This is a genomic window from Sinorhizobium sp. KGO-5, from assembly GCF_036245905.1.
Taxonomy (GTDB): domain Bacteria; phylum Pseudomonadota; class Alphaproteobacteria; order Rhizobiales; family Rhizobiaceae; genus Sinorhizobium; species Sinorhizobium meliloti_A.
In genome coordinates this window covers 396,848-421,134 of the sequence record NZ_BDIZ01000004.1, presented here as the reverse complement: position 1 = coordinate 421,134, position 24,287 = coordinate 396,848, and the positions used below count along the sequence as shown (strand labels likewise).

The 24,287-nt window shown below is 62.3% G+C and carries 21 protein-coding genes; 11 read left to right on the top strand and 10 right to left on the bottom strand.

Features of this window, described 5'->3' with window-relative positions; translation table 11 throughout:
- Positions 1-2: 2 nt before the first annotated feature.
- From BHD07_RS20395 to BHD07_RS20375, 5 genes are all read right to left on the bottom strand, one after another.
- Complete coding sequence (locus tag BHD07_RS20395) at positions 3-710, bottom strand: ABC transporter ATP-binding protein (protein WP_018095855.1); 708 nt, start codon at positions 708-710, stop codon at positions 3-5.
- Positions 703-1,437: an ABC transporter ATP-binding protein gene (locus BHD07_RS20390; protein WP_100671952.1), complete on the bottom strand. Its 735-nt coding sequence runs from the start codon at positions 1,435-1,437 to the stop codon at positions 703-705. The genes BHD07_RS20395 and BHD07_RS20390 overlap by 8 nt, the downstream gene beginning before the upstream one ends.
- 51 nt (positions 1,438-1,488) lie before the next feature.
- Positions 1,489-2,661, bottom strand: a complete 1,173-nt coding sequence (locus BHD07_RS20385) for an ABC transporter substrate-binding protein (protein ID WP_018095853.1) — start codon at positions 2,659-2,661, stop codon at positions 1,489-1,491.
- A 120-nt stretch (positions 2,662-2,781) separates the two neighbouring features.
- Positions 2,782-3,432, bottom strand: coding sequence for an isochorismatase family cysteine hydrolase (locus BHD07_RS20380; RefSeq protein ID WP_198516705.1), 651 nt, complete (start codon positions 3,430-3,432; stop codon positions 2,782-2,784).
- On the bottom strand, positions 3,422-4,237 hold the full coding sequence (locus BHD07_RS20375) for an N-formylglutamate amidohydrolase (RefSeq protein ID WP_100671950.1): 816 nt from the start codon (positions 4,235-4,237) through the stop codon (positions 3,422-3,424). The genes BHD07_RS20380 and BHD07_RS20375 overlap by 11 nt, the downstream gene beginning before the upstream one ends.
- Before the next feature lie 148 nt (positions 4,238-4,385).
- Between BHD07_RS20375 and BHD07_RS20370 the strand changes: the two genes are divergently transcribed.
- From BHD07_RS20370 to BHD07_RS20320, 11 genes are all read left to right on the top strand, one after another.
- Positions 4,386-5,288, top strand: coding sequence for a MurR/RpiR family transcriptional regulator (locus tag BHD07_RS20370; RefSeq protein ID WP_018095850.1), 903 nt, complete (start codon positions 4,386-4,388; stop codon positions 5,286-5,288).
- Entirely contained in the window at positions 5,278-6,591 is a 1,314-nt protein-coding gene (locus tag BHD07_RS20365; RefSeq protein ID WP_100671949.1) for a glutamine synthetase family protein, read from the top strand. The genes BHD07_RS20370 and BHD07_RS20365 overlap by 11 nt, the downstream gene beginning before the upstream one ends.
- A 135-nt stretch (positions 6,592-6,726) precedes the next feature.
- On the top strand, positions 6,727-7,194 hold the full coding sequence (locus BHD07_RS20360) for a group III truncated hemoglobin (protein ID WP_100671948.1): 468 nt from the start codon (positions 6,727-6,729) through the stop codon (positions 7,192-7,194).
- Positions 7,195-7,618: 424 nt separating this feature from the next.
- Entirely contained in the window at positions 7,619-8,524 is a 906-nt protein-coding gene (locus tag BHD07_RS20355; RefSeq protein ID WP_100671947.1) for a LysR family transcriptional regulator, read from the top strand.
- 179 nt (positions 8,525-8,703) lie between these two features.
- Entirely contained in the window at positions 8,704-9,648 is a 945-nt protein-coding gene (locus BHD07_RS20350) for an ABC transporter permease (protein WP_100671946.1), read from the top strand.
- Positions 9,645-10,463, top strand: coding sequence for an ABC transporter permease (locus BHD07_RS20345; RefSeq protein ID WP_275597461.1), 819 nt, complete (start codon positions 9,645-9,647; stop codon positions 10,461-10,463). The genes BHD07_RS20350 and BHD07_RS20345 overlap by 4 nt, the downstream gene beginning before the upstream one ends.
- On the top strand, positions 10,460-12,088 hold the full coding sequence (locus BHD07_RS20340) for a dipeptide ABC transporter ATP-binding protein (protein WP_100671944.1): 1,629 nt from the start codon (positions 10,460-10,462) through the stop codon (positions 12,086-12,088). Before BHD07_RS20345 ends, BHD07_RS20340 begins: the two co-directional genes overlap by 4 nt.
- A gap of 1 nt (position 12,089) precedes the next feature.
- On the top strand, positions 12,090-12,953 hold the full coding sequence (locus BHD07_RS20335) for a serine hydrolase (RefSeq protein WP_198516704.1): 864 nt from the start codon (positions 12,090-12,092) through the stop codon (positions 12,951-12,953).
- 23 nt (positions 12,954-12,976) lie between these two features.
- Positions 12,977-14,521, top strand: a complete 1,545-nt coding sequence (locus BHD07_RS20330) for an ABC transporter substrate-binding protein (protein ID WP_100671943.1) — start codon at positions 12,977-12,979, stop codon at positions 14,519-14,521.
- Positions 14,522-14,684: 163 nt separating this feature from the next.
- Positions 14,685-16,145, top strand: a complete 1,461-nt coding sequence (locus BHD07_RS20325) for a M20 family metallopeptidase (RefSeq protein ID WP_100671942.1) — start codon at positions 14,685-14,687, stop codon at positions 16,143-16,145.
- Positions 16,146-16,404: 259 nt separating this feature from the next.
- Positions 16,405-17,445 (top strand): NAD(P)-dependent alcohol dehydrogenase, encoded by a 1,041-nt coding sequence (locus BHD07_RS20320; protein ID WP_338282854.1) that lies wholly within the window; start codon positions 16,405-16,407, stop codon positions 17,443-17,445.
- Between the two features lie 416 nt (positions 17,446-17,861).
- On the opposite strand, the gene BHD07_RS20315 is transcribed toward BHD07_RS20320, so the two are convergent.
- From BHD07_RS20315 to ctaD, 5 genes are all read right to left on the bottom strand, one after another.
- Positions 17,862-20,423, bottom strand: coding sequence for a GcvT family protein (locus BHD07_RS20315; RefSeq protein WP_275597467.1), 2,562 nt, complete (start codon positions 20,421-20,423; stop codon positions 17,862-17,864).
- A gap of 261 nt (positions 20,424-20,684) precedes the next feature.
- Positions 20,685-21,044: a cytochrome C oxidase subunit IV family protein gene (locus BHD07_RS20310; protein ID WP_018095800.1), complete on the bottom strand. Its 360-nt coding sequence runs from the start codon at positions 21,042-21,044 to the stop codon at positions 20,685-20,687.
- An 11-nt stretch (positions 21,045-21,055) separates the two neighbouring features.
- Positions 21,056-21,778, bottom strand: a complete 723-nt coding sequence (locus BHD07_RS20305) for a heme-copper oxidase subunit III family protein (RefSeq protein WP_275597468.1) — start codon at positions 21,776-21,778, stop codon at positions 21,056-21,058.
- 12 nt (positions 21,779-21,790) lie between these two features.
- A complete protein-coding gene (locus BHD07_RS20300) occupies positions 21,791-22,489 on the bottom strand; it encodes a cytochrome c oxidase subunit 3 (RefSeq protein WP_275597469.1) in 699 nt (232 codons plus the stop codon).
- A complete protein-coding gene (gene ctaD, locus BHD07_RS20295) occupies positions 22,486-24,267 on the bottom strand; it encodes a cytochrome c oxidase subunit I (protein WP_375341922.1) in 1,782 nt (593 codons plus the stop codon). Before ctaD ends, BHD07_RS20300 begins: the two co-directional genes overlap by 4 nt.
- Positions 24,268-24,287 lie beyond the last annotated feature (20 nt).

Below are 24,287 nucleotides of genomic sequence, written 5' to 3'. Positions count from 1 at the left end.
GATCAGCCTCCCAGATAATGCGCGCTGAGGTCGCTGGTCGAGCGGATTTCCTCGGCCGTGCCGGATGCGACGATGGCGCCGAGGCGCATGACGAAGGCGCGGTCGGCGACGGCGAGCGCCTGGTTCACGTTCTGCTCGACGAGCAGGATGGTGAGGCCGGATTTCTTCAGCGCCTCGATCATCTCGAAGATGCGTTCGACGATGGCCGGCGCAAGGCCGAGCGAGGGTTCGTCGAGAAGAAGCACCCGTGGCCTCGCCATAAGCGCGCGGGCGATGACGAGCATCTGTTGCTCGCCGCCGGAGAGCGTGCCGGCCGCCTGTTTCGAGCGCTCGGCAAGGCGCGGGAAGAGCGTGTTCAGCTTCTCGAGGTTGTCGCGGTTGCCAGCTTGGTCGCGGCGATGGATATAGGCGCCGAGCATCAGGTTTTCGGCGACCGTCAGGTCCGGGAAGACGTCGCGGGTTTCCGGCACGGTGGCAAGGCCCGCGCGCACGACCTGTTCGGGGCTCGCCGCGGTGATGTCCTTGCCTTCGAGCGTGATCGTGCCTCCGGAGGCTTTCAGCGCGCCGGCGATGCACTTGATGGTCGAGGATTTGCCGGCACCATTGGCGCCGAGCAGGCTCACCAGCTCACCCTTTCGAAGGGTGAAGCTGATGCTGCGTACAGCGCGGATCGCACCGTAGCTGACGGAAAGGTCGGCGACGTCAAGCATGGGCCGCCCCCTTGCCGAGATAGGCTTCGATAACGGCCGGGTGGCTGCGGACGTGGGCGGCGTCGCCCTCCGCGATCGTGCGGCCGGAGGCGAGCACATGCAGCCTGTGGCAGAGGCGCATGATGAGACCCATGTCGTGGTCGATGATGAGAAGGCCGAGCCCGCGTTTCTCGGGCAATTCGGCGAGCGTGTGCAGCAGGGTTTCCGTCTCGGCATCGTTCATGCCGGCGGCGGGCTCGTCGAGCAGCAGAAAGCGCGGTTCGGCGGCGAGCGCCCGGGCGATTTCGACGCGGCGCTTGTCGCCATAGCTGAGGCTTTCGCCAAGCTCGTCCGCCTTAGCCGTCAGGCCGAGTTCGGCCAGCAGGTCCTTCGCGCGTTCAGCCGACACAGCGCGGGAGGCGCCCTTTGCCAGCGCCGCCGCCTCGACATTCTCGAGGACGGTCATCGAGTTGAAAATGCGCACGATCTGAAAGGAGCGGCTTACGCCCGCAAGCGCGATCTCGCGCGGCGAGAGACCCGACAGGGTGATGTCGCCGGCGGCGATCGTGCCGGTCGCCAGCTTCACCTGGCCGGTGATGGCATTGATGAGCGTCGTCTTGCCGGAGCCGTTCGGCCCGATGAGGCCGACGACCTCGCCGGCGGAGACCGAGAGCGAGACATGGTCGAGTGCGCGCAGGCCGGTGAATTCCACCGACACGTCGTTTACCGCGAGACGCGTTTCAGACATGGCTTTTCCGAAGTGATGGGGCCGGCCTTGCGGCCGGCCCGAATTGACCGATCAGGGCTTAGGCAGGGATTCCGGCTTACGCCATCCAACGAAGCTCGGCTTGCCGCCCTTGAGTTCGATCACGGCCGCAGCCTTGTTCGGCACATGGCCTTCCTCGTTCGTGCCGTAGTCGAGATCGCCGGTCAGCAGCTTGAACTGGCCATCTTCAAGTGCCTTGGCGAGCGCTGCGCCTTCGGTCGTTCCGGCCGCCTTGACCGCCTCGGCGAGCAGCATGATCGTATCCCAGCCCGTCGAGACGAAGGACGTGTCCGGCGCCTTGCCGAACATCTCCTTGTAGAGCTCGATGAACTTCGGCATGTCCGGATGCGCTTCAGGGCCCATCCAGGTATGCGTGACGAAGTAGACGTCATTGCCGAATTTTTCGCCGAGCGCCTCGTGCATGGCCGGGTCGTCATAGGCGTCGCCACCGAGAACCGGCGCATCGTAGCCGACTTCGCGCAACGCGCGGATGATCACACCGATGTCCGTGCCGTAGGAGGAGACGAAGATCACGTCCGGCTTCTTGCCGAGCGCCTGGAGACGGGCGAGTTGCGCGGAAAAATTATTGTCGCCGTTCGTGTAGGTGTCTTCGAGCAGAATCTCGCCGCCATCGGCCTTGAATTGCTCCACGAAATATTTCGAGAGCGACTTTGTATAGGCGATGAACTGGTCGGTGACGACGTAGGCCGTCTTCCAGCCCTTTTCCTTGACGGCGAAATCGGCGGCCGTCGCACCCATCGTTGTATTCCACATGGAGAGCGTGAACTGCTTGTCGCCGAGCGACCACGAGGAATAGAGCGGGTCGGAGGCGCAGGTCGAGATGCCGACGAGGCCCGCCGACTGCGCTTCACGGCTCGCGGGCGAACCGAAGTCGAAATCGCACGGTGCGACGATGATCTCGGCGCCCTTGTCGATCAGTTCGACCGCGACATTGCCGACCGTCACCGGATCCGACTTGCCGTCGATATTGACGAATTCGACCTGCTTCCCCAGCAAGCCGCCATTGTCGTTGAGATACTTCACGGCGACCTTCGCGCCGTTGTAGCCGGGCGTGTCGAGGGGAGCCTGAATGCCCGTCATCGAGAGTGCGCCGCCGATCAGGATCTTGTCGTCGTCGGCAATGGCTGTGGAAGAGGCAAGCGCGAAGCTTGCCGCTGCCAGAAACAGTCTGGAAGTCTTGATCATGGTCGTTCCCCTTATTGATGCCATTCGGCGGTGATCGTTGTGCGGCCTGGTCTTTTGACCTTCTTGTGCGGACCGCCCTCGTATGCTCCCTATTTGCCTCCCATCGGCCGTTCGGAAAGGTTACTGCCCGATTTCCTTCAAAAGATCGTCGGTCGATATCTGGCGGCAATAGCCCTTGATTGCGCTCAGCGAGGTGTAGTGGCGTTCCTCCGAATAGGTGCCGCAGGCATCCGGTACGAGCGTCACCAGATAGTTGAGGTCGCAGGCGTCGCGCACTGCCGATTCCACGCATTGGTCGGTCAGGAGGCCGCACAGCACGATCTGCCTCACCCCGAGATTACGCAGCACATAGTCGATATGGGTGGAGACGAAGACACTGGAGGAACTCTTCGGGAAGACGATCTCGTCCTCCAGCGGTTCGAGCTCGTCGATTACCTTACCATCCCAGGAGCCTTTCGGCACGTTGAAGCCGGTGATCTTGTAGTCGAGGCTGCGGTCGCGGCCGTCCTTCGTCAGGCTCTCGATCGTCGTGTGCAGCACCTCGATGCCGGCCTTGCGGAAACCGGCGAGCAGGCGCTGCATGTTCGGTATCGCCACCTCGCGGATACGGTTGAAGTAGTAGCCGTACTTGCCGGCAATATCCGCATCGGAGACATCCTTGAACTCGCCCCCATCGCGGCTGACGGAAAAGTTCTGCACGTCGATGAACAGGATGGCGGAAGCGGCCGGGTCGAGCGGCACGTCGCGGGTGGTCGGATGGTCAGCGGCCATCATTGGTTCCTTCGATGCTTTCTGCCGCAAGTCGGAGGGGGCCGGCCAGCCGGTCCGCCCATTCCTGTTGTCCGCGGGCGTCGTTGATGAGGTCGTTGCGCACTTCGAGAAGCACATGCGGAATGCCGCGCCGCTCGCCGTGCACGGGGATCGTGTAGTCGGAGAGATCGTCGACGTGGTACGGCTCGTTGAGCCTGACGGTAACGTCCGTATTGGCGGCGCGGAAGACTTCGGCCAGCCGTTCGGCGAAACGGGCGTCGCGATTGTAGAGAAGGCCGAGTTCGAAATCCCGGACGGCGCCGGTCGCGCGCATGACGGGCGTGAAGCTATGTACCGAGACGAGGAAGAGCGGCTTGCCGGCCGCCTGTCGCCGGTCGAGCGCGACGGCGATCGCCTCGTGCAGCGGCTGATGGATTTCCACGTAGCGGCCGCGACGTTCGCGATCGGACAGGTCGGCATTGACCGGAACGACGGTTCCGTCGCTCTGCGCCACGAAGCAGTCCGTCGCTTCCAAGGGGCGATTGCAGTCGATGACGAGCCGGCTGTAGCGCTGCAGGACGAGTGCTGCATCGAGGCGTTCGGAAATGCCGCGTGCAACACCCTCGGCGCCGACGTCGTAGGCGATGTGACGGTCCATTTCCTCGGGTGCAATGCCGAGATCGCCAAGCGCTGCAGGCAGCGCGCGGCCCGCATGTTCGCAGGTCAAGAAGATCGCCGATCGGCCGGTAGGATTGATCCATTCTACGGGATCCGGGTCACCCGCCTGCAGCAATCTGGTCGTGTCGCGATCTGCGAGCCTGAGCATGAGATGAGATCCGTCGTGCGGTCCGGCGGCGTGGCCTTCGATGGCGAACAGTCAAAGAAATTTTTCAATCATAGTCAATCTGATTTTTCCGTTTGACTAATTTTTTTCAGGGCGCGAATATTCGTTCCAACCAAGGGAAGACACACCGATGAGCGATGGGAAATCGTCGACGACGATCCGCACGAGGATCCGCGAGGCCGCCGGGCAGCTGACGGCCAGCGAGCGAAAGATCGCCAATGCCATTCTCGCCGATTACCCCTTCACCGGCCTGGAAAGCATTCAGGAACTGGCGGCCAAGACTGGCGTCAGCGCGCCCTCCATCACCCGTTTCGTCAGTAAGATCGGCTGCGGCGGTTTCCAGGACCTGCAACGGCAATTGATCGCCGAGCTGAAGGAGGGCCGGCGCTCGCCCCTGGACCTCAAATCCAGCCAGAGGCCGGTCGGCCATTCGGAGTTCCTGTCGGAATATGTCGCGCGTGTTTCGGCCGTCATGGGGGAAATGACCGGAATGGTTTCGCAGGCACAGTTCGACATTCTGGCCGAGCTTCTCGCCGACCCGTCGCGCAACATCTTCCTGCTCGGAGGGCGTGTCAGCAACAGCATCGCTTCCTTCCTGTCGATTCATCTCAGGCAGATCCGCAGCGGCATCTACCACATGGCCGACAACCCGGAGTTCTGGCCGGAGCATGTGCTGCGCATGCGCAGGAAAGATGTCGTGCTGCTGATCGATTTCCGGCGTTACCAGCTCAGCCTCGCACGCCTTGCCGAGAACATCGCCCAGAAGCGTGGCGCGACCATCGTCGTCGTCACCGACAAGTGGATGTCGCCGGCTGCCCGCAACGCCGATCACATCGTCGCGCTGCCGATCGACGCCGGCACGGCCTGGGACACGGTTTCCGCTGCCATGGCGCTCGTCGAGGCACTCATCGTGCGCGTCTCGGAGACCGATTGGGAGGCGACGCAGAAGCGCATCAAGGATTGGGACGGCATCCGCTTTGCGATGCCGGGCTACGATCAGGACAGGATCAACGGGGACTCAGATGAAACGTGAGGAAATGATGGTCGCCTGCTGCGGCGATCTCTCGGGCAAGGTGCGCGGCAAGGCCTTTCCGCTGGCGCAGATGGACAAGCGCTTGCAGCGGGGCGTCGGCTGGACGCCGACCAATGTACAGATCACCTGCTTCGACGCGATCGCCGAAAGCCCCTTCGGCTCGCTCGGCGACCTCGTGCTCATTCCCGATCCGTCGACCTGCGTCAGCTTCGAAAGCGAGGAGGGGGCGCCGAAGGAGAACTTTGTTCTCGGTAACATTCGCTATACCGACGGCCGCTCCTGGGAATTCTGCACGCGCTCTATTCTCGAGGCCGCCTTGGAGCGGCTGCAGAGCGTGGCGGGTGTCACGCTTTACGGTGCCTTCGAGCATGAATTCCAGCTCAAGCACCGCCTTGGCGAAATCGGCAAGGCCTTCACGCTCGGAGGGTTCCAGGAGGAACGGCATTTCTGCGAGGCGATCATCGCGGCAATGCGCGAGGCTGGCGTGACGCCCGATACGATCCTGAAGGAGTTCGGCGCCGGTCAGTTCGAGGTGACGATGGGTCCCCAGAGGGGCGTCACCATCGCCGACCATTCGCTGATTACCCGCGAACTCGTCGGCCTCGTCGCGCGCGAGCTTTCTTATGAGCCGACCTTCACGCCGATCCGCGATCCGGCCGGAGTCGGCAACGGCGTGCATGTCCACTTGAGCATGCTGGATTCGGCGGGTGCCCCGGTCACTTACGATCCGAACGGCAAACATGAGCTTTCCGAAGTTGCGGGAAAATTCGTCGCCGGCATTCTGAAATATCTCGACTCGATCATTGCGATCACGGCGCCGAGCGTGGTCTCCTACCTGCGTCTCACACCGCATCGCTGGAGCGCAGCCTTCAACAATCTCGGTTTTCGGGATCGCGAGGCATCGGTGCGCATCTGCCCGGTTTCCGATATCAGCGACATCGCCCGCGCCGCCCAGTTCAACTTCGAGTTTCGTGCGGCCGATGCGACCGCCAATCCACATCTTGCCCTCGCGGCAATCGTCCATGCCGGGGTACAGGGCATCGAGGAGGGTCTTGCGGTGCCGGAGGCGACACAGGAAGATCTTTCGCTCCTGAGCGCGGAGGCCCTTGCCGCCCGCGGCTACGTCCGCCTGCCGCAGACACTCGAAGCGGCCCTACAGCGTTTCAAGGGCAATGCGACAGTGTGCAGCTGGTTCCCCGAAGGCTTTGCCGACGTCTACGTCAAGCATAAGGAGGGCGAGATCGCCTATCTGGCGGACAAGACGCAGACGGAGATTTGTGCGGCCTACGACAGCGTGTATTGACTGCAACTGCCGCCGCTGCCGTTTACGGCCTGGTCCGTGTCGGGCAGATTGCCGCATTCTGCGGTTCGGCTTTGGGCGCGACGTGCGCAATCCCTATATAGTGGGCAGCAGATGCGACCGAACCGGGCGGATGGTATGAGCGACGAATTGCAGGGCCACGCTGTGCAAAGCCCCGCTATGCGCGAACGCGCAAGAGCGGAGATGAAAGCACTCGGGATCGATGAAGCGTTCATCGGTAGGCTGGTCGAGACGTTTTATGCGCGTGTGCTCGCGCATCCGGAGCTTGGGCCGGTATTCGACGCAAGGCTTTCGGGACGCTGGCCGGAGCACATGGAGAAGATGAAAAGCTTCTGGTCCGCCGTTGCCTTCCGCAGCGGCGCTTACGGCGGAAAGCCGGTGCAGGCGCATCTCGGCGTCGCCAACATGTCTCCGGAACTCTTCCCGAAATGGCTGGGGCTCTTTGCTGGAACGCTCGACGACATTGCGCCGAATGAGGAAGCGAAGGCCTGGTTCATGGCCACAGCAGAGCGCATCGCGCGTAGCCTGACGCTCTCGCTCTTCTACAATCCGGCGCTCGACGACCCGGCACTCAAGCGCTCCTGAAGTTGGCCTTGGCGAGAGGTGTGCCGCTAGGCGAAATTTGATCAACCGACTTGGATGCGCGCGGCCGATGCTCAAGACCCGTGCCTACCGGCAGGGCGTCGTCATCGTGGTCGTGGTGATCTTCGACCAATGGCGCCGTCGCAGCATGACCCGCGTTTGAGGTCCATGAAGAGCAAGCCTCGAACCCGGCGCTGCAATAGAGCGGAGGCGGGAAAGGGTGCGCGGTTTTCCGTCGGGAAGTGCGTAGATTCAAAACGACAGAGCGTTTCAGCCTTTAAATGACACACTGAAACGCTCTATCTGGCGGTCACCTATTGCTTTGTCGGCGGCGAAGAGCTTCCTCTGTCGAAGATACCGCCGGCCTTCCAGCAGGGCATTTCCGGCTGGCCGGGACGAACATGCCGCCATCGAAGGTGTTGACCCCATGAACATCAAGCAACTGGAAGTCCTGCGGACACTCCTTGCAACCGGATCGACCATCGCGACCGCGAAGGCCATGGGTCTCAGCCAGTCGGGAGTGAGCCGCATGCTGCAGCAGCTTGAAAGCGATCTGGCTATCACGCTTTTCGCCCGCGACAAGGGCCGGTTGATTCCGACTCCGGAGGCGACGGTTCTTGGGCGTGATGCGCAAAACGTCCTGCTGGCCATCGAGCGCATGTCCGGCCATGCGGAGGACCTTCGCAACGGCTCCTCCGGGCCGGAGATCGTCCGCATCGGGCTGCCGAGCAGCATGTGGGAAAATTTCGCACCCGCCATGTTGATCGATTATGTCAGGGATTTTCCAGGCGTTCGCATCGAAACGTTCTTCGAGACGACCACGGCGATCACCAAACTGGTCGAGGAACGCGTGATCGACCTCGGTTTTTTACGTATCGAAGGCGAAACGGGGCCGGGCATTGCGATCGACAAGGTTGCGACCGGTGAAAGCGTCTGCGTCGTTCCGAAAGATCACTCGCTTGCCGAACTGCCCGAGATCACCATCAAGCATCTGAGAAACGTGCCGCTGATCCTGATCGGTCGGCAACGGCCGAACCGCATGGCGCTCGACCAGGCCTTTCAGCGGGCGGGGGTAAAGCAGATGGTCAAGATCGAAACCCACACCAACAGTTCTGCGTGTTCCTATGTCGCGCATGGACTGGGCGTGTCGATCATCAGCAGCTTCTATGCGAATCTCTACCGTCACCTGCCCGTCGTATACCGGCCGTTCGTGCCTCGCGCGACACAGGAATTCGGATTGGTGCGTGCCGCCGGAGTTCCGCTCTCCATCGCCGCCCAGGCGCTCAGCGACGCCCTGAAGAAGCAGATCCGGCTTTCGCAAGAAGATCAATAAAAGCAAAATATTGGCTCTTTTTAAGCCCTCAGTTCCATTGCTCCGCAATCTTCCAAAGCCCGCATAAGGCTATGACGAATATGCATAATATTGCGCGGCATTCCTCATTCCCGCATAGTCTGGGCCGAAGAAACCGATGATGGCTCGATTTCAACTCGACCATCAATCGTGGGGAACCGATGCTACGCTTTATCCTGAGCCGTCTGATGATGGCGATTCCGACGATCGTGCTTGTCGCCGTGGCGGTCTTTGCACTGATCCGCTTCATTCCCGGTGACCCCGCCGCGTTGATGCTGGGGGACATGGCTCAGCCCGATCAGATCGCAGCAATGCGCGTGGAGCTCGGTCTCGACAAGTCCATGCCCCAGCAATTCCTGATCTGGGCCGGCGATGTGCTGCGAGGCGATTTCGGCCGCTCGATCGTCAATGACGAGGCCGTGCTGCCGCTGGTCGTTTCGCGCTTTCTGGTGAGTGCGGAGATCGTTGTCGTCGCCGTGCTTCTGGCAAGCATGATTGCCGTACCGGCCGGCGTAATTGCCGCGTGGCGTCAGAACAGCCTGACGGACCTGGCTCTGGTTGGAACGGCAACGGTTCTTCTGTCCATCCCGACCTTCTGGCTCGGCTTGCTACTGCTGTTGCTTTTCGGGCTTGAACTCGGCTGGCTGCCTGTTCTGGGCTATGTCTCGATCGGCGACAATCTGACCGCCGGTCTGCTCTATCTCGTCCTGCCCGTCGTGACGCTGGTCATCCATGAAGCGGGAGTGCTGATCCGCATGGCGCGTGCCTCAACGTTGGAAGTGCTGCGTCTCGATTACATTACCCACGCCCGTGCGAAAGGGCTGTCGGAAAGCGCCGTGCTCTGGCGCCATGCGTTCAAGAACGCCTTCGGTCCGACCTGGACGATGATCGGTCTCATCCTGGGCAATCTGCTGGGCGGCATTGCCGTCATCGAGACGGTGTTCACCATTCCGGGGCTCGGTCGACTGATGGTGGACAGCATTTTCGCGCGCGACTACCCGGTCATCCAGGGATGCCTTCTGTTCGTTTCGCTCTCCTATGTGCTGGTCAACCTCGTCGTCGACCTTCTCTACCCTCTCTTCGATCCGCGTGTTGTCGCCGAATGAAAAAGTTCACCCTCAACGGACTGATCGGCGGCATTCTGATCGCCATCCTGATCGTCACCGCTGCCGTCGGTCTCTTCTGGACACCGTTCGACCCTATGAAACTCTCCTTCACCGCGCGGCTTGCAGCTCCCGGCAGCGCGCATCTGCTCGGCACCGACGAATTCGGCCGGGACGTCTTGAGCCGCCTGATGGTCGGCGCCCGAGCCAGCGTCTGGATCGGCGCGCTCACCGTCGGCTTTGCCACTATCTGCGGGACGCTCATAGGCCTCATCAGCGGTTATGCGCGCGGCTGGGTGGACGGCATCATCATGGCTGTCAACAACGCGCTTCTCGCTTTTCCCGGCATATTGCTGGCGCTCGGGCTGCTCGCCGTCTTCGGCGCCAACCAGTACGGCATCATTTTCGCGCTCGGCATCGCCTATACGCCTTCCATGGCGCGCGTCGTGCGCGGCGCCGTGCTTTCGCTGAGGGAGCGGGAGTTCATCGAGGCCTCGCGCGTGATGGGCAATGGCGAACTTTATACGATGTTGCGCCATATCCTGCCGAACTGCGTGGCGCCGATCACGGTTCTCGCCACCTCCATGTTCGGCTGGGCCATCCTGTCGGAAAGCGCGCTCTCGTTTCTGGGCCTCGGCGTGCCGCCGCCGGCGCCGACCTGGGGCAACATGCTGGCGGCCGGGCGGCCATTCCTCCAGCAGGCCGCATGGCTCGGATTGTTCCCCGGCCTGTGCATCGCGCTGACGCTGCTTGGCATCAATCTTCTGGGCGACGCGCTCCGCGACCGGCTCGACCCGCGCATGAGGGGCCTGAAATGACGATGGACAAGCTTCTCACCGTCTGCGGCCTTTCGCTTGAAGTCGCAAGAACCGGCCATCAGGTCGTCAAGTCGGTCTCCTTCGACCTCGCGCCGGGCGAGATCTTCGGCATCGTCGGCGAAAGCGGCTCCGGCAAGACGCTGGCGACCCGAGCGCTGATCTCGCTGCTGCCGCCGACCGTCAACGTCGCCGGCGGGTCGGTGTCCTACAGGGGCCGCGACGTGCTGAAGATGAAGGAAAATGAGCTTCGCCATCTGCGCGGCGCAGAGATCGGCGTCGTCTTCCAGGAGCCGATGACCTCGCTCAACCCGTCGATGACGATCGGTCGGCAGCTGGAGGAAGGCCTCATCCTGCACACCAAGGCTTCGGCGCAGGAGCGACGCTCCCTCATCCTCGACATGTTGAAGCGGGTCGGAATCCGCGATCCGGAGGGGGCGCTTGCCTCCTATCCGCACGAGTTTTCGGGCGGCATGCGCCAGCGCATCATGCTCGCCTCCGTCATGCTCTTGAAGCCGTCGCTGCTGATTGCCGATGAGCCGACCACTGCACTCGATGCCGTCATCCAGCGCGACGTGATGGAACTGATGGTGGAACTGACGCGGGCGGAAGGTACGGCCGTTTTGCTGATCAGCCACGATCTTCCGATGGTGGCGCGCTACACGAGCCGTATCGTCGTGATGGAAAAGGGCTCGATCGTGGAACAGGGCCGGACCGAGGACCTGCTCACGGCACCGCAGCACCCCTACACAAAGAAGCTCCTCTCCTCGCTGCCCTTCCGCGGCCGGCCGCGCCAGATCGACATGACGAGGGTGCCCATGATCTCGGCCCGCGATATCATCGTGGACTATGCAGGCCGAAAGTCGCTGTTCAGGAAGAACAGGCCGAAGCGCGCGCTGCATGGCGTCAGCATCGACATTCACGAGGGCGAGGTCGTGGCACTCGTCGGCGGTTCCGGTTCCGGCAAGACGACGCTCGGCCGAACCATTGCCGGTCTCGTCACGGAAAGCGAGGGCCGCATCCAGTTCCAGGGACGGCCGCGCACCGAAAACTGGACCGATTATCGGCTCAACTGCCAGATGGTGTTCCAGGATCCCTATTCATCGCTCGATCCGCGCATGACCATCGACGCGCTGGTCGAGGAGGCGCTGAGGCTGGTCCCGGGCCTCGATGGCAAGGCCAAGCGCAAGCGTACCCTGGAAACGCTGGAGGAAGTCGGCCTCGGGGTCGACTATGCCGGCCGCTATGCGCACGAACTCTCCGGAGGTCAGCGCCAACGCGTCGCCATTGCGCGTGCGATCGCGCGGCGCCCGCGCTTCCTGATCGCGGACGAACCGGTATCCGCGCTCGACGTGACGGTCAGGGCGCAGGTCCTCGATCTCTTCTCGGATCTGCAGAAACGCTACGGCTTTTCCTGCCTATTCATCAGTCACGACCTCGGCGTCGTCGAACAGGTGGCCGACCGCGTCGTCGTCATGCAGGACGGCCGGATCATCGAGGAGGGAGATCGCGACACGATTTTCGACAGTCCGAAGGAAGCCTATACGCGCCGGCTTCTCTCGGCCATTCCCGCCCTCGACCAGAACGAAAAGGGCGGCGTGACACTCAAATGGCGTCTGGAGAATTGATGTGGATAGGCTAACCGATTCTGGCCCGGTGAAGGAAAGGCTTGCGGAGATCTGCGAGGCGCAGCCTTTCGTGACACGCTTCGTTGTGCACAACCTCAGGACCGGAGAGACGATCGAACGCGGGGCCGACGAGGAAACGCCTTCTGCCAGCACGCGCAAGACCTCGATCATGATGGCGGCGCTGAAGGCGGTGCACGAGGGGCGGCTGGATCTCGACGAGCCCATCACTTACGAAGCCCGCTTTGCCGAGGAAGTCGCCAGCGGCATGTTCCGGTATCTGACGCCCGGGATCGTGATTTCGTTGCGCGACGCGATAACCGGTATGATGGTGCTGAGCGACAATGTCTGCACCAAGATGGTGTTCGAGCGTCTGACGCTGGAGGAAGTGGACAGCTACTGCAAATCGATCGGCATGCACGGTACGCATCATCGCTTCCTCATTCCGCCGCTGGCCCTGCCGCCGGACCATTCGCTGACCTCGGTCACGACCACGACAGCCCGCGACCAGGCCTTCCTGTTGCAGACGATCCTGGACGCGCAGACCTCTCCCGACGCGATCGCGAAGCTCGGCACATCGCCGCAGTTGTGCGCCTATGCCCTGCAGACGCTGAAGAACCAGATCCTGCGCTATGCCATTCCGTCGCGCCTGCCGTTCGGCACGGTGGTTGCGCACAAGGGCGGCACGGGCAAGCGCGGCCGCATGAATGCCGGCATCGTCTATCGCGACGGCGCCCCCTTCTACATCATCTCCGCCTATACCGACGAAGTGCCGCAGGTCATGCCGGACGGCACACCGGGTTACACGATGGCGCTCGAGACGATCGGCAGGCTCTCGCGTGCCTGCTGGGACGGATTCCACTCATAACGATCAATAAAGAGGGTAGAACAATGAAAAAGCTTCTTCTTGCGGGCGCCGCACTGCTCGCCACGGCCAATATGGCAGCAGCACGCGACATCACGATCGCGCAGAGCTCCGATCTGCGCAGCAACAATCCGGGCGTCAACCGCGACGGCAATACCGACAGCATCATCCTGCACATCGTCGAAGGCCTCGTCGGCTACAACAATGTCGGCGAAGTGAAGCCGCTCCTAGCCAAGAGCTTCGAAATGTCGGCCGATGGGCTGACCTATACGTTCAAGCTGCGCACCGACGTGAAATTCCACAACGGCAGACCGATGACGGCCGACGACGTGGTGTGGAACTGGACGCGCTACCTCAAGCCCGAGACGAAGTGGACCTGCCTGAAAGATTTCGCAGAAGGCGGGGCCGCGCCTGTCGCCGGCGTCAAGGCCACAGATGCGGCAACCGTCGAGATCACGCTCGCAAAGCCGTCGGCCGTTTTCCTTGGCCTGATGTCGCGTCCCGAATGCGGCTTTACCGGCATGATTTCGCCTGAATCGGTCGCTGCCGACGGCAGCTTCGTCCAGCCGATCGGGACCGGCCCCTTCATGTGGGGGGAATGGAAGAAAGGCGAGTACATCCATCTCGAGAAATTCGCGGATTATGTATCGCCGGCAAACGAAGGAAAGCCGGATGGCATGGTCGGTTCGAAGCGGCCCCTTGCAGACGGTGTCAAGTTCATGGTCATTCCGGATGCCTCGACCGTGAAGGCAGGTCTGGAATCCGGTGTGCTCGACACGGCGGAAATCTCGCCGGATCTCATTCCCGAATTCCAGTCGAGCGAAACGATGCAATTGATCGTCGCGCGCAATAACGGCAAGAACCTCTTCTACATTCAGACCCGCGACAAGGTCCTGAGTAATCCGGGCGTGCGCCGCGCCATGGCGATGGCGCTCGATCTGGATCAGCTCGTTGCTGCGGCCTCCAACGGCACGGGCGAGGCGAACGGCTCGATGGTGTCGCAGGACTCGGTCTATTTCAGCGAAACGCAGAAGAAGCGTCTTCCCTATGACATCGAGGCCGCCAAGAAGGAGCTGGCGGATGCGGGCTACAACGGCGAGCCGATCTCGATCATCGCCAACAAGCGCGGCAATGTGCCGAGCTTCCCGGCCGCCGTCATGGCGCAGGCGATGATGCAGCAGGTCGGCCTCAACGTACAGATCGAGGTTCTGGACTACGCAACTCAGGTCGACCGCCGCCGTTCCGGCAATTACCAGGTCATTTCGCAGTCGGTCGCGCCGCGTCTCGACCCCGCCCTGATGTATTCCTTCTACGTTGGCGACAAGGACGAGAACGCTTCCCTGATGTGGGACGATCCGAAGGCTATAGAACTGATGAACGCAGCCTATGCCGAGGCTGATCAGGGCAAGCGCCAGAAGATCTTCGACGAGTTCCACGAGCTCATGCTGAAGGAAATGCCGGGCATCTTCCTTTACGACATGGTCGATGTCTGGGGCGCGACCAGAAAGCTGAAGGGCCAGCCGGTCTGGCAGTCGAACGCCCGCCTTTGGGAGGTGTCGGTCGCCGACTGAACCCCCTGATCGCCTGCGCCGGGCGGCAGAACACCGACCCGGCCAATCCATCACCCATCGGACCGACCCGGCGAAGCGACCTTTGCGTGTCTGAAGAGGCGCGCAGCGCTGCAGGCGCCAGGGCGATCTCCTGCGCCCGCCCTTCGAAATACGAGGACATGTCATGAACCGAGAGGACGTGATCTCGATCGCCACGGCGATCGAATTGATGAAACCGGAGTTTACCCGCTTGAGCGACAGCATCTGGGATTTCGCCGAGCTGAAATTCGAGGAGCAACGCTCGGCCGGGCTGCTTGCCAAGGCTCTCGAAGACAATGATTTTTCCGTTCGGCGCGGCGTGGCGGGCATGGGCACGGCCTTCATCGGCGAGTCCGGCAGCGGCAAGCCGGTGATTGCCTTTCTGGGGGAATTCGATGCACTCGCCAGCATGAGCCAGGCCGCCGGGATCGCCGAGGCGAAGCCGCTTGTCGAAGGCGCCAGTGGCCATGGCTGCGGCCATAACCTGCTCGGCGTCGGTTCGCTGATGGCGGCAATCGCACTCGCCCGGCATCTGAAGGCCCACAATCTGCCCGGGACGGTGCGCTATTACGGCTGTCCCGGCGAGGAGGGCGGCTCCGGGAAGACCTTCATGGTGCGTGCCGGCCTGTTCGACGACGTCGACGCAGCGCTTACCTGGCATCCGGCACCGTTCAACGGAGTGCGCTCCACCAACAATCTTGCCGTTCTCGAATATTTCTACCGCTTCAAGGGCGTGGCCGCGCACGCCGCGAACGCAGCCCATCTCGGCCGTTCGGCACTCGACGCTGTCGAACTCATGAATGTCGGCGTCAACTTTCTGCGCGAGCACATGCCGCCGGATTGCCGGGTGCACTATGCAATCACCGATACCGGGGGCAGGGCGGCGAATGTCGTGCAGGCGAACGCCGAAGTGCTCTACCTGATCCGCGCGCCGGAAATGCCTCAGGCGCTGGATCTCGCCAGCCGCGTCGAGAAGGTGGCGCGTGGCGCAGCCATGATGACCGAGACGGAGGTGGAAATCGTCTTCGATACGGCCTCGACCAACCTCCTGCCCAATATCACGCTCGAGACCGCCATGCATGACAATATGGTGGCGCTCGGCCCGATCGCCTTCGACGAGGCCGACGTCGCATTCGCCCGATCCATTCAGGAGACGTTCTCGCAAGAGGCAATCAAAAGCAGCATCCGCCTCTACCAGATGAAGCGCGACGTCTTCTCCAACGCCAATGTCGATGGATCGTCACCACTGCATCTCGGCCTGCGCGAATTCGAAGGCCATTCACACTTCCGTGCCGGCTCGACCGATGTCGGCGATGTCAGCTGGGTGACGCCGACGGCGCAGTGCTGGGCGCCGGCATGGGCGATCGGCACCAACCCGCATACCTGGCAGGTCGTTGCGCAGGGCAAAAGCCCGATCGCCCACAAGGCCATGGCGCATGCCGCCAAGACGCTCGCCACGACGGGTCTGTCGCTGATGACTTCGCCGGACCTGCTTGCCGCCGCCAGGGCGGAATGGCTGGAGAAGACGGACGGGAAATCCTATGTCTGCCCCATCCCGGCGGATGTCATGCCGGGGTCGCATTTTCATGATCCATCGGTCCGATGATGGTTTCGGTTTCGATCCTTCCGTCAGGGGTCGACCGTCCCCACCACCTCATGAGATGTTCTGCATCGGCAAATAAGCTTCGCCGGGCGTTCTTCTCTTCTTCGAATCGCAAAAACACACTAGCTCTTCTGCCTTGATGCAATTGCTGACGGGAATCGCTGCGCGGGTCTCCTCGAATTGCTGCAGAGGCGGCACGGGCCCAAAAGCCATCTCGATCCAGGGCAGTAAACGGCAACTTATTGTACGAGGAGAACGGGTAGTGGCAAAAGCGCTTGTACTTGAAAAGAAGGGGCAATTGTCGCTGCGCGACATTCCGGTCCGGCGGGATCTGTCGCCCGCCGACGTGCTGATCGGAATCCGCACCGTCGGCGTTTGTGGCTCCGATGTCCACTATTATACCCATGGAAAGATCGGGCCCTTTGTCGTCAACGAACCGATGATACTGGGTCACGAGGCCGCGGGCGTCGTCCTGGAGGTCGGCTCGGAAGTCCGGCATATGAAGAAGGGTGACCGTGTCTGCATGGAGCCCGGAATTCCGGACCTCTCCTCCCGGTCATCCAAGCTCGGCATCTACAATGTCGATCCGTCCGTACGGTTCTGGGCCACGCCGCCGGTCCATGGATGCCTGACGCCCGAGGTCGTTCATCCGGCGGCCTTCACCTATCGCCTCCCCGACCACGTGTCCTTCGCGGAAGGGGCGATGGTCGAGCCGTTCGCCATCGGCGTGCAGGCCGCCCTTCGCGCGGGCATCAAGCCGGGGGATGTCGGCGTCGTCATGGGGGCCGGCCCGATCGGCATGATGACGGCACTGGCCGCGCTCGCGGGGGGATGCTCCAAAGTCTACGTGGCTGACCTCGCGCAGCCGAAACTGGATGTCATCGGCGCCTATGAAGGTATCGAGACAATCAATGTCCGCCAGCAGGCGGCATCCGAGGCTCTCGCGGAGGCGACGGGCGGCTGGGGGGCGGATGTGGTCTTCGAGTGCTCCGGGGCCGCACCCGCAATCCTTGCTCTTCCGGGTCTTGCGCGTCCTGGCGGAACCGTCGTGCTCGTCGGCATGCCCGTCGACCCCGTCCCCTTCGACATCGTCGGTATGCAGGCCAAGGAACTGCGGATCGAGACGGTGTTCCGCTATGCCAATGTCTACGACCGCGCCATCGAACTGATCGCCTCCGGCAAGGTCGATTTGAAACCGCTGATCTCTGCTACCATTCCGTTCGACGAGAGTATCGCCGCCTTCGACCGCGCCGTCGAGGCGCGCCCCACGGACGTGAAGATACAGATCGAAATGCCGGCGTAAGAGCCCGTGGCGCGGCTCTTCCGAACGCGGGCGACGTGCCGGGGTAAAGCTGATCGGCGTCACAGGTTGACGCTTCCCTCGCATATTCGCAAGCGAAAGTTGTAGGAGCCGCACATCCCCGGTCCCTCATTCCTGTGCTTGTCACAGGAATCCAGCCAGACCAAGTCCTTGGGCTGAAAGAACGCTTCCCGCGCCGCAGACGCGGCGCTGCTTTCATCCCTGTGACGAGCACAGGGATGAGGGTGGAGAGATTGCAGTCCTCCGAAAACTCTCCTACAGCGCCGCGCGTCTTATGCTGCATGTTTTCGTCCTTTGATCGACTACGAACAAGGAAACATGCCGACAAACCCGGCCAGAGCTTCCACGTGGTTTCCCGCCGGATCGGCCTGAAACCACGGGCAGGTTCTCCGGCCCGGTTACGTCCGCGGCTTCAGGTTCTCCGGGTCGTAGAGCGGCTTGTAGCCGACGCCGGCGACCTCGACCGGATAGGTCTCGGCAAAATACTCGACATTGAGCTTGCGGCCGACCTGGCAGTAAGACCAGGGCAGATAGGCAAGCGCGATGTTCTTCCCGATCGTCGGGCCGTAGGCGATGGAGGTGGTGTAGGAGCGGCGGCCGAGTTCGTCGACCAGCACCTCGCCGGTCTCCGGGTCCATGACCGGCAGGTTGCCGACGGGGTAGCGCTTCACACCGTTCCTGTCGGTGTTCTCGGTCATGAGGAGCGTGCAGAGCATGGCGGGCTGGTGCTCGCGCGCCTTGTACTCCATATGCTTCGCCTTGCCGCGGAAGTCCGCTTCCTTGACCTTCGGACGGGCAAGGTCGGCCTCGATAAGGTTGTAGTGGGTGAGAAGATCCGCGTTCTGCAGGCGGAGGCTCTTTTCCATCCGGCGCGAGTTCGCGTAGGTCTCGACGCCGAAGGCCATGACGCCCGTGGCGCGCAGCGCATCCCATACGGCCAGGCCGTCCTCGTATTTCATGTGCAGTTCCCAGCCCTGCTCGCCGACATAGGAGATGCGGAAGGCGGAGACCGGCCTGCCGGCGATCTCGATCTGCTTGATCGCGGCGAAGGGGAAATTCTCCGGATCGAGGCCGGCCGGTTCCGCCACGACCTTCTTCAGCGTTTCGCGGGCATTCGGGCCCCAGATGCCGATGGTGACGAACTTCTCCGAAACGTCGGTGATGGTGACGTCGAGCCCCCGGTCTTCCGCGACACGGCGCATATAGTGGAAGTCACGCGGGCCGGCATCGGCACCGTTCACGAGGCGGCAGCGGTCGCTCATGCGGAAGACGGTGAAGTCGGCCCGCACCATGCCCTCGTCATCGAGGAAGTGGGTGTAGATGCCCTTGCCGATATTGCCGTCTCCGCCGATCTTGGCGGCGCAAAGCCACTCGAGAAGCTCCACATGGTCCGGCCCTTCGATATCCACCATGTGGAAGTGCGAGAGGTTGACGATGCCGCAATCCTCGCTCATCGCCAGATGCTCGGCGTTGGAAACGCGCCAGAAGTGGCGGTTGTCCCACTCGTTCTCGCGAACCGGAATGCGGTTGCCGTATTTTTCGAGCAGGTGCTCGTTGGCGGCATAGCCGTGCGCGCGCTCCCAGCCGCCGAGTTCCATGAAGTAGCCGCCGAGCTCCTTCTCGCGCTCGTAGAAGGGCGAGCGCTTGACGTTGCGGCCGCTCGCATAGGGCTCGCGCGGATGCACGGCCGGGAAGTAGATCTTCTGCGCCGCCTCGAAGCAGCGGCCTTCGATGAACTTCTCTTCGAGCTGGTGCGGGTAGAAGCGCGCGTAGTCGATCGAGGCGTGGTCGGTATGGGTACGCCCGTCCGTCATCCAGTCGGCGATCAGCTTGCCGTAGGCCGGGCCGTCCTTCACCCAGATGGCGACGCAGTACCAGAGGCCGCGTACCTTCTGGCTCTCGCCGCAGGAGGGGCCGCCGGCGGCCGATACCTGCAGCAGGCCGTTGAAGGAGTGGCCCTCGTTATAGCCGAGCTCGCCGAGGATCGGCGTAAGTTCCATGGCGCGCTCGAGCGGCTCGATGATCTGCTCCATATCGAGGTCGCGCTGCGAGGGCGACAGGCGTGCCTCGTGCTTTTCGAGGATGTCGCGCGGATGGCAGAGGCGCGGATTGTCGGTTTCGTAATAGCCCCATTCGATCTGGCCGCCCTCGGTGGTCCTCGGGTCGCCGGTGTCGCGCATATAGGCCGAGTTGCCCTGATCGCGCAGCAACGGGAAGCCGATTTCCTTGCCGGTGCCTTCGAATTCGTTGTAGGGGCCGAAGAAGGTGAGCGGATGATCGACCGGCATGACGGGCAGGTCCTCGCCGACCATTTCAGCGATCAGGCGACCCCAGATGCCGGCGCAGACGACGACATGGTCGGCCATGATCGTGCCGCGATGTGTGACGACGCCCTTGATACGGCCGTTTTCGACAAGCAGCGCAGTTGCCGGCGTATTGCCGAATATCTGCAGCTTGCCGGACTTTTCCGCCGCATCGACCAGCTTGCCGGCAACCGTCTGCGAGCGCGGGATGACAAGGCCGGCATCCGGATCGAACATGCCGCCCATCACCTGATCTTCCTCGATGAGCGGGAACAGCTTCTTGATTTCGGCCGGCGAGACATAATGTGCGCGGGTGCCGAAGGCCTTGGCGGAGGAAAGCTTGCGCTTGATCTCCTCCATCCAGACGTGGTCGCCGGTGCGTGCGACTTCCAGACCACCGATCCGGGCGTAGTGACCCATCTTCTCGAAGAAGTCGATCGAATACTGCGTCGTCCAGACCGAGAGATAGTCGTGGCTTGTGGTGTAGCAGAAGTCGGATGCATGTGCCGTAGAGCCGATATCCGTCGGGATGCCCGACTTGTCGATGCCGACGATATCGTCCCAGCCACGCTCGATGAGGTGGTGGGCGATCGATGCGCCGACGATGCCACCCAGTCCTACGATTACGACCTTCGCCTTTTCCGGAAACTCTGCCATTGATGCGACCCTGGTTTGGTTTTGAAGCCGGATATTAGAGCCTGCCGCGCCGCGAGTTGAGCCTGTCTACGACATAATCGTCGTGCTGCACGACCAGAATGTTGCGGGCGGCGGGCGGGGACGGTCGCGGCCGCGAGGATGCTCATCTAGCTGATATAGCGAGAAAATACACCCTGCGGGGCGGCGAGGAACAGGTTTTTCCTCGAACAGGGAGGCGGCAGGCGGACGCGCCGCCGAAACGCGACCTTTCGGCAGCCGCCTTTACTCGCCGCCACCGAAGAAGGTGAGGCGCGTGAAGAGGACATAGTTCGATTCCGACACCATCAGCGCCACGAAGACGAGCACCAGCAGCGGGGGCAGAATGATCGCGTAGATCAGCGCCAGGCGTTCCCACGCCATATGCATGAACACGGCCACGATGAGGCCCGCCTTCAGCATCATGAAGATGAGGATCAGCGACCAGCGGAGATAGCCCTGCAGGCCGAAGTAATCGACGAGGTATGAAAGAGCGCTGAGGACGAAGAGCAGCCCCCAGACCAGGAGGTAGAGCTTGATCGGGTGCTGCTGGTGCTCCGTATGGGCGACCGCAGGTTGTGCCGGATGTATTTCCGCGTGAGCCACGATGCCCTCCCTCACCAAAGATAGAAGAATGCGAAGATGAAGACCCAGACCAGGTCGACGAAGTGCCAGTAGAGGCCGGTTATCTCGACGATCTCGTAGCGCCCCTTGCGGCTGGTGAAGAAGCCGCGCCGCTCCGTTTCAAAATCGCCGCGCCAGACCTTGCGGGCGACGATCAGCAGGAAGATCACGCCGAAGGTGACGTGGGTCCCGTGAAAGCCGGTGATCATGAAGAAGGAAGAGCCGAATTGAGCGGCTCCCCAGGGGTTGCCCCAGGGCCGCACACCCTCGGCGATCAGCTTCGACCATTCGAACGCCTGCATGCCCACGAAGGTGGCGCCGAAAAGCGCCGTCAGAAGCATGAGCGCCGCGGTCTTCCGCCGGTCGCGGCGGTAACCGTAATTGACGGCCATGGCCATGGTGCCGCTGCTCGAAATGAGAACGAAGGTCATGATGGCGATGAGGATCAGCGGCATGTGCGTTCCGCCGATTTCGAGCGCGAAGACCTCGCTCGGATTGGGCCATGGAACGGCGGTGGACATCCGCGCCGACATGTAGGCAAGCAGGAAGCAGCCGAAGACGAAGGTGTCGCTGAGGAGAAAGATCCACATCATGGCCTTTCCCCAGGAGACATCCTTGAAGGTGCGCTGGTCGGAGGCCCAGTCCGACGCGAGCCCGGCCAGACCGGCGGGGCGCGGGAGCGTTTCTGCTGCGGGCTTCTTCATCGGTGCAGACATGCTCAACGGTTCCTATGTCAGCAGTTGGCGGCAGAAATCGATCACGCCGCTGGCCCAGCCGGCAAAAAGAGCGAAGAGAACCAGCCAGACGATCAGCATGAAATGCCAGTAGATGGCGCAAAGCTCGATCGACAGGCGCGTTCTGTTTTCGAGCGGTGTTTGCGAGGCATGTGCGGTTACCCGGCCGAGAGCAAAAAGCCCCCCGATGATGTGCAGGCCGTGCATGCCCGTAAGCAGATAGAAGAAGCTGTTGGCCGGATTCCCGGCCAGGAAATATCCGGCGTCCGACAGCGCACGCCAGGCGAAGAGCTGACCCACGAGGAAAGCGAGGCCAAGGGCGAGCGCCGCCAGGAGACCGATCCGAGCCGCCTCGTCGTTCCGCCGCTCTGCCTCGACCCTGGTCCAGTGCAGGGTGATGCTGCCGGCGGCGAGGATGCCCGTATTGAGCCAGAGAAGGCCGGGCAAAGGCAGCGCGCCCCAGTCGGATGACGCCATGCGCATGAAATAGGCGCTGATCGCAAGTGAAAACAGCGCACCGACGACGGTGAGAAATACGCCGAGGCCGATTTTCGCCGGCGGCAAACGCGTTGCGCCCCGGCGGTCGTGGAAGTGACCGACCTCGAGCCAGGGGCGCGATGTCAGGCGTTGCCCTGCGAGCCACCAGACGACGATGGCGGCGATCGCCGCCAGAAAGAAGGCGGCGATGCTCATGAGACGGACTCGTGACTGAGGCGGCCGGGCGTCGGCTGGTTCTGCGGGATGAAATCTTCCGGCGCGCCGGGGACGCTGTAGTCATAGGCCCAGCGATAGACGACGGGCAGTTCATCGCCCCAGTTACCGTGAGGCGGCGGCGTCTCGGGCGTCTGCCATTCGAGCGTCGTCGCGCGCCAGGGATTGCCCCCGGCCTCCCGGCCATGGCGCAGGCTCCAGGCGAGATTAAAGAGGAACAGGATCTGCGCAGCGCCGACGAGAAACGCCATGACGCTGATGAAGGCGTTGAGCTCGGCGATCGAAGCCGTCACGAAAGCTGCCTCGCCGAGCTCGTGATAGCGGCGCGGGACGCCGATGAGGCCGAGATAATGCATCGGAAAGAAGATGGCGTAGGCGCCGATGAAGGTGACCCAGAAATGGATCTGGCCCATCGCCTCGTTGAGCATGCGCCCGGTGATCTTCGGATACCAGTGATAGATGGCGCCGAAGATCACCATGATCGGCGCCACGCCCATGACCATGTGGAAATGCGCGACAACGAACATCGTATCGGAGAGCGGCACGTCGACGACGACATTGCCGAGGAAGAGACCCGTCAGCCCGCCATTGACGAAGGTGACGATGAAGGCGAGGGCGAAGAGCATCGGCAGGGTCAGATGGATATTGCCGCGCCAGAGGGTGAGGACCCAGTTATAGACCTTGATCGCCGTCGGCACCGCGATGATCAGCGTGGTCGTGGCGAAGAAGAAGCCGAAATACGGGTTCATGCCGCTGACATACATGTGGTGCGCCCAGACGATGAAGGAGAGGCCGCCGATGATGACGATCGCCCAGACCATCATGCGGTAGCCGAAGATGTTCTTGCGGGCATGGGTGCTGATGAGATCGGAGACGATGCCGAAGGCGGGCAGCGCGACGATGTAGACTTCGGGGTGGCCGAAGAACCAGAACAGGTGCTGGAAGAGAATCGGGCTGCCGCCGCCATATTGCAGCTGCTCGCCCATCTCGACGATCGCCGGCATGAAGAAGCTCGTGCCGAGCAGCCGGTCGAAGAGCATCATGACGCAGGCGACGAAAAGGGCAGGGAAGGCAAGCAGCGCCATCACCGTCGCGGTGAAGATGCCCCAGACGGTCAGCGGCAGCCGCATCAGCGTCATGCCGCGTGCGCGGCCCTGGAGAACCGTCACGACATAGTTGAGGCCACCCATGGTGAAGCCGATGACGAAGATGATCAGCGACGAGAGCATCATGACGATGCCCCAGTCCCTGCCGCCGGGCGTGCCGGAAAGGACGGCCTGCGGCGGATAGAGGGTCCAGCCGGCGCCGGTCGGTCCTCCGGGGGTGAAGAAGCTTGCGGCCAGGACGATCACGGCGAGCAGATAGATCCAGTAGCTGAGCATGTTGGCGTAGGGAAACACCATGTCGCGCGCGCCGACCATCAGCGGGATCAGATAGTTGCCGAAGCCGCCGAGGAAGAGGGCGGTGAGCAGGTAGATCACCATGATCATTCCGTGCATGGTGATGAACTGATAGTAGCGCTCGGCATCGATCAGCTCGAATGTTCCGGGAAAACCGAGTTGCAATCGGATCAGCCAGGACAGCACCAGCGCCACCATTCCGATGGCGATCGCCGTCGTGCCGTATTGAATGGCGATGATTTTCGCATCCTGGCTGAAGACATAGCGCGTCCACCAGCTATGCGGATGGTAAAGCTCAACATCCTCGACTTCGGGAGGCGGAAGTGCCTCGCCAATACCGGACCGGACGTCGACCATCATATCTCCTCCCCAGGGGCTAC

Excerpts from the sequence above, each read along its gene's own strand:
- BHD07_RS20395 (WP_018095855.1), bottom strand. The coding sequence starts at position 710 with ATGCTTGACGTCGCCGACCTTTCCGTCAGCTACGGTGCGATCCGCGCT.
- BHD07_RS20390 (WP_100671952.1), bottom strand. The coding sequence starts at position 1,437 with ATGTCTGAAACGCGTCTCGCGGTAAACGACGTGTCGGTGGAATTCACC.
- BHD07_RS20385 (WP_018095853.1), bottom strand. The coding sequence starts at position 2,661 with ATGATCAAGACTTCCAGACTGTTTCTGGCAGCGGCAAGCTTCGCGCTT.
- BHD07_RS20380 (WP_198516705.1), bottom strand. The coding sequence starts at position 3,432 with ATGGCCGCTGACCATCCGACCACCCGCGACGTGCCGCTCGACCCGGCC.
- BHD07_RS20375 (WP_100671950.1), bottom strand. The coding sequence starts at position 4,237 with ATGCTCAGGCTCGCAGATCGCGACACGACCAGATTGCTGCAGGCGGGT.
- BHD07_RS20370 (WP_018095850.1), top strand. The coding sequence starts at position 4,386 with ATGAGCGATGGGAAATCGTCGACGACGATCCGCACGAGGATCCGCGAG.
- BHD07_RS20365 (WP_100671949.1), top strand. The coding sequence starts at position 5,278 with ATGAAACGTGAGGAAATGATGGTCGCCTGCTGCGGCGATCTCTCGGGC.
- BHD07_RS20360 (WP_100671948.1), top strand. The coding sequence starts at position 6,727 with ATGAGCGACGAATTGCAGGGCCACGCTGTGCAAAGCCCCGCTATGCGC.
- BHD07_RS20355 (WP_100671947.1), top strand. The coding sequence starts at position 7,619 with ATGAACATCAAGCAACTGGAAGTCCTGCGGACACTCCTTGCAACCGGA.
- BHD07_RS20350 (WP_100671946.1), top strand. The coding sequence starts at position 8,704 with ATGCTACGCTTTATCCTGAGCCGTCTGATGATGGCGATTCCGACGATC.
- BHD07_RS20345 (WP_275597461.1), top strand. The coding sequence starts at position 9,645 with ATGAAAAAGTTCACCCTCAACGGACTGATCGGCGGCATTCTGATCGCC.
- BHD07_RS20340 (WP_100671944.1), top strand. The coding sequence starts at position 10,460 with ATGACGATGGACAAGCTTCTCACCGTCTGCGGCCTTTCGCTTGAAGTC.
- BHD07_RS20330 (WP_100671943.1), top strand. The coding sequence starts at position 12,977 with ATGAAAAAGCTTCTTCTTGCGGGCGCCGCACTGCTCGCCACGGCCAAT.
- BHD07_RS20325 (WP_100671942.1), top strand. The coding sequence starts at position 14,685 with ATGAACCGAGAGGACGTGATCTCGATCGCCACGGCGATCGAATTGATG.
- BHD07_RS20315 (WP_275597467.1), bottom strand. The coding sequence starts at position 20,423 with ATGGCAGAGTTTCCGGAAAAGGCGAAGGTCGTAATCGTAGGACTGGGT.
- BHD07_RS20305 (WP_275597468.1), bottom strand. The coding sequence starts at position 21,778 with ATGTCTGCACCGATGAAGAAGCCCGCAGCAGAAACGCTCCCGCGCCCC.
- BHD07_RS20300 (WP_275597469.1), bottom strand. The coding sequence starts at position 22,489 with ATGAGCATCGCCGCCTTCTTTCTGGCGGCGATCGCCGCCATCGTCGTC.
- ctaD (WP_375341922.1), bottom strand. The coding sequence starts at position 24,267 with ATGATGGTCGACGTCCGGTCCGGTATTGGCGAGGCACTTCCGCCTCCC.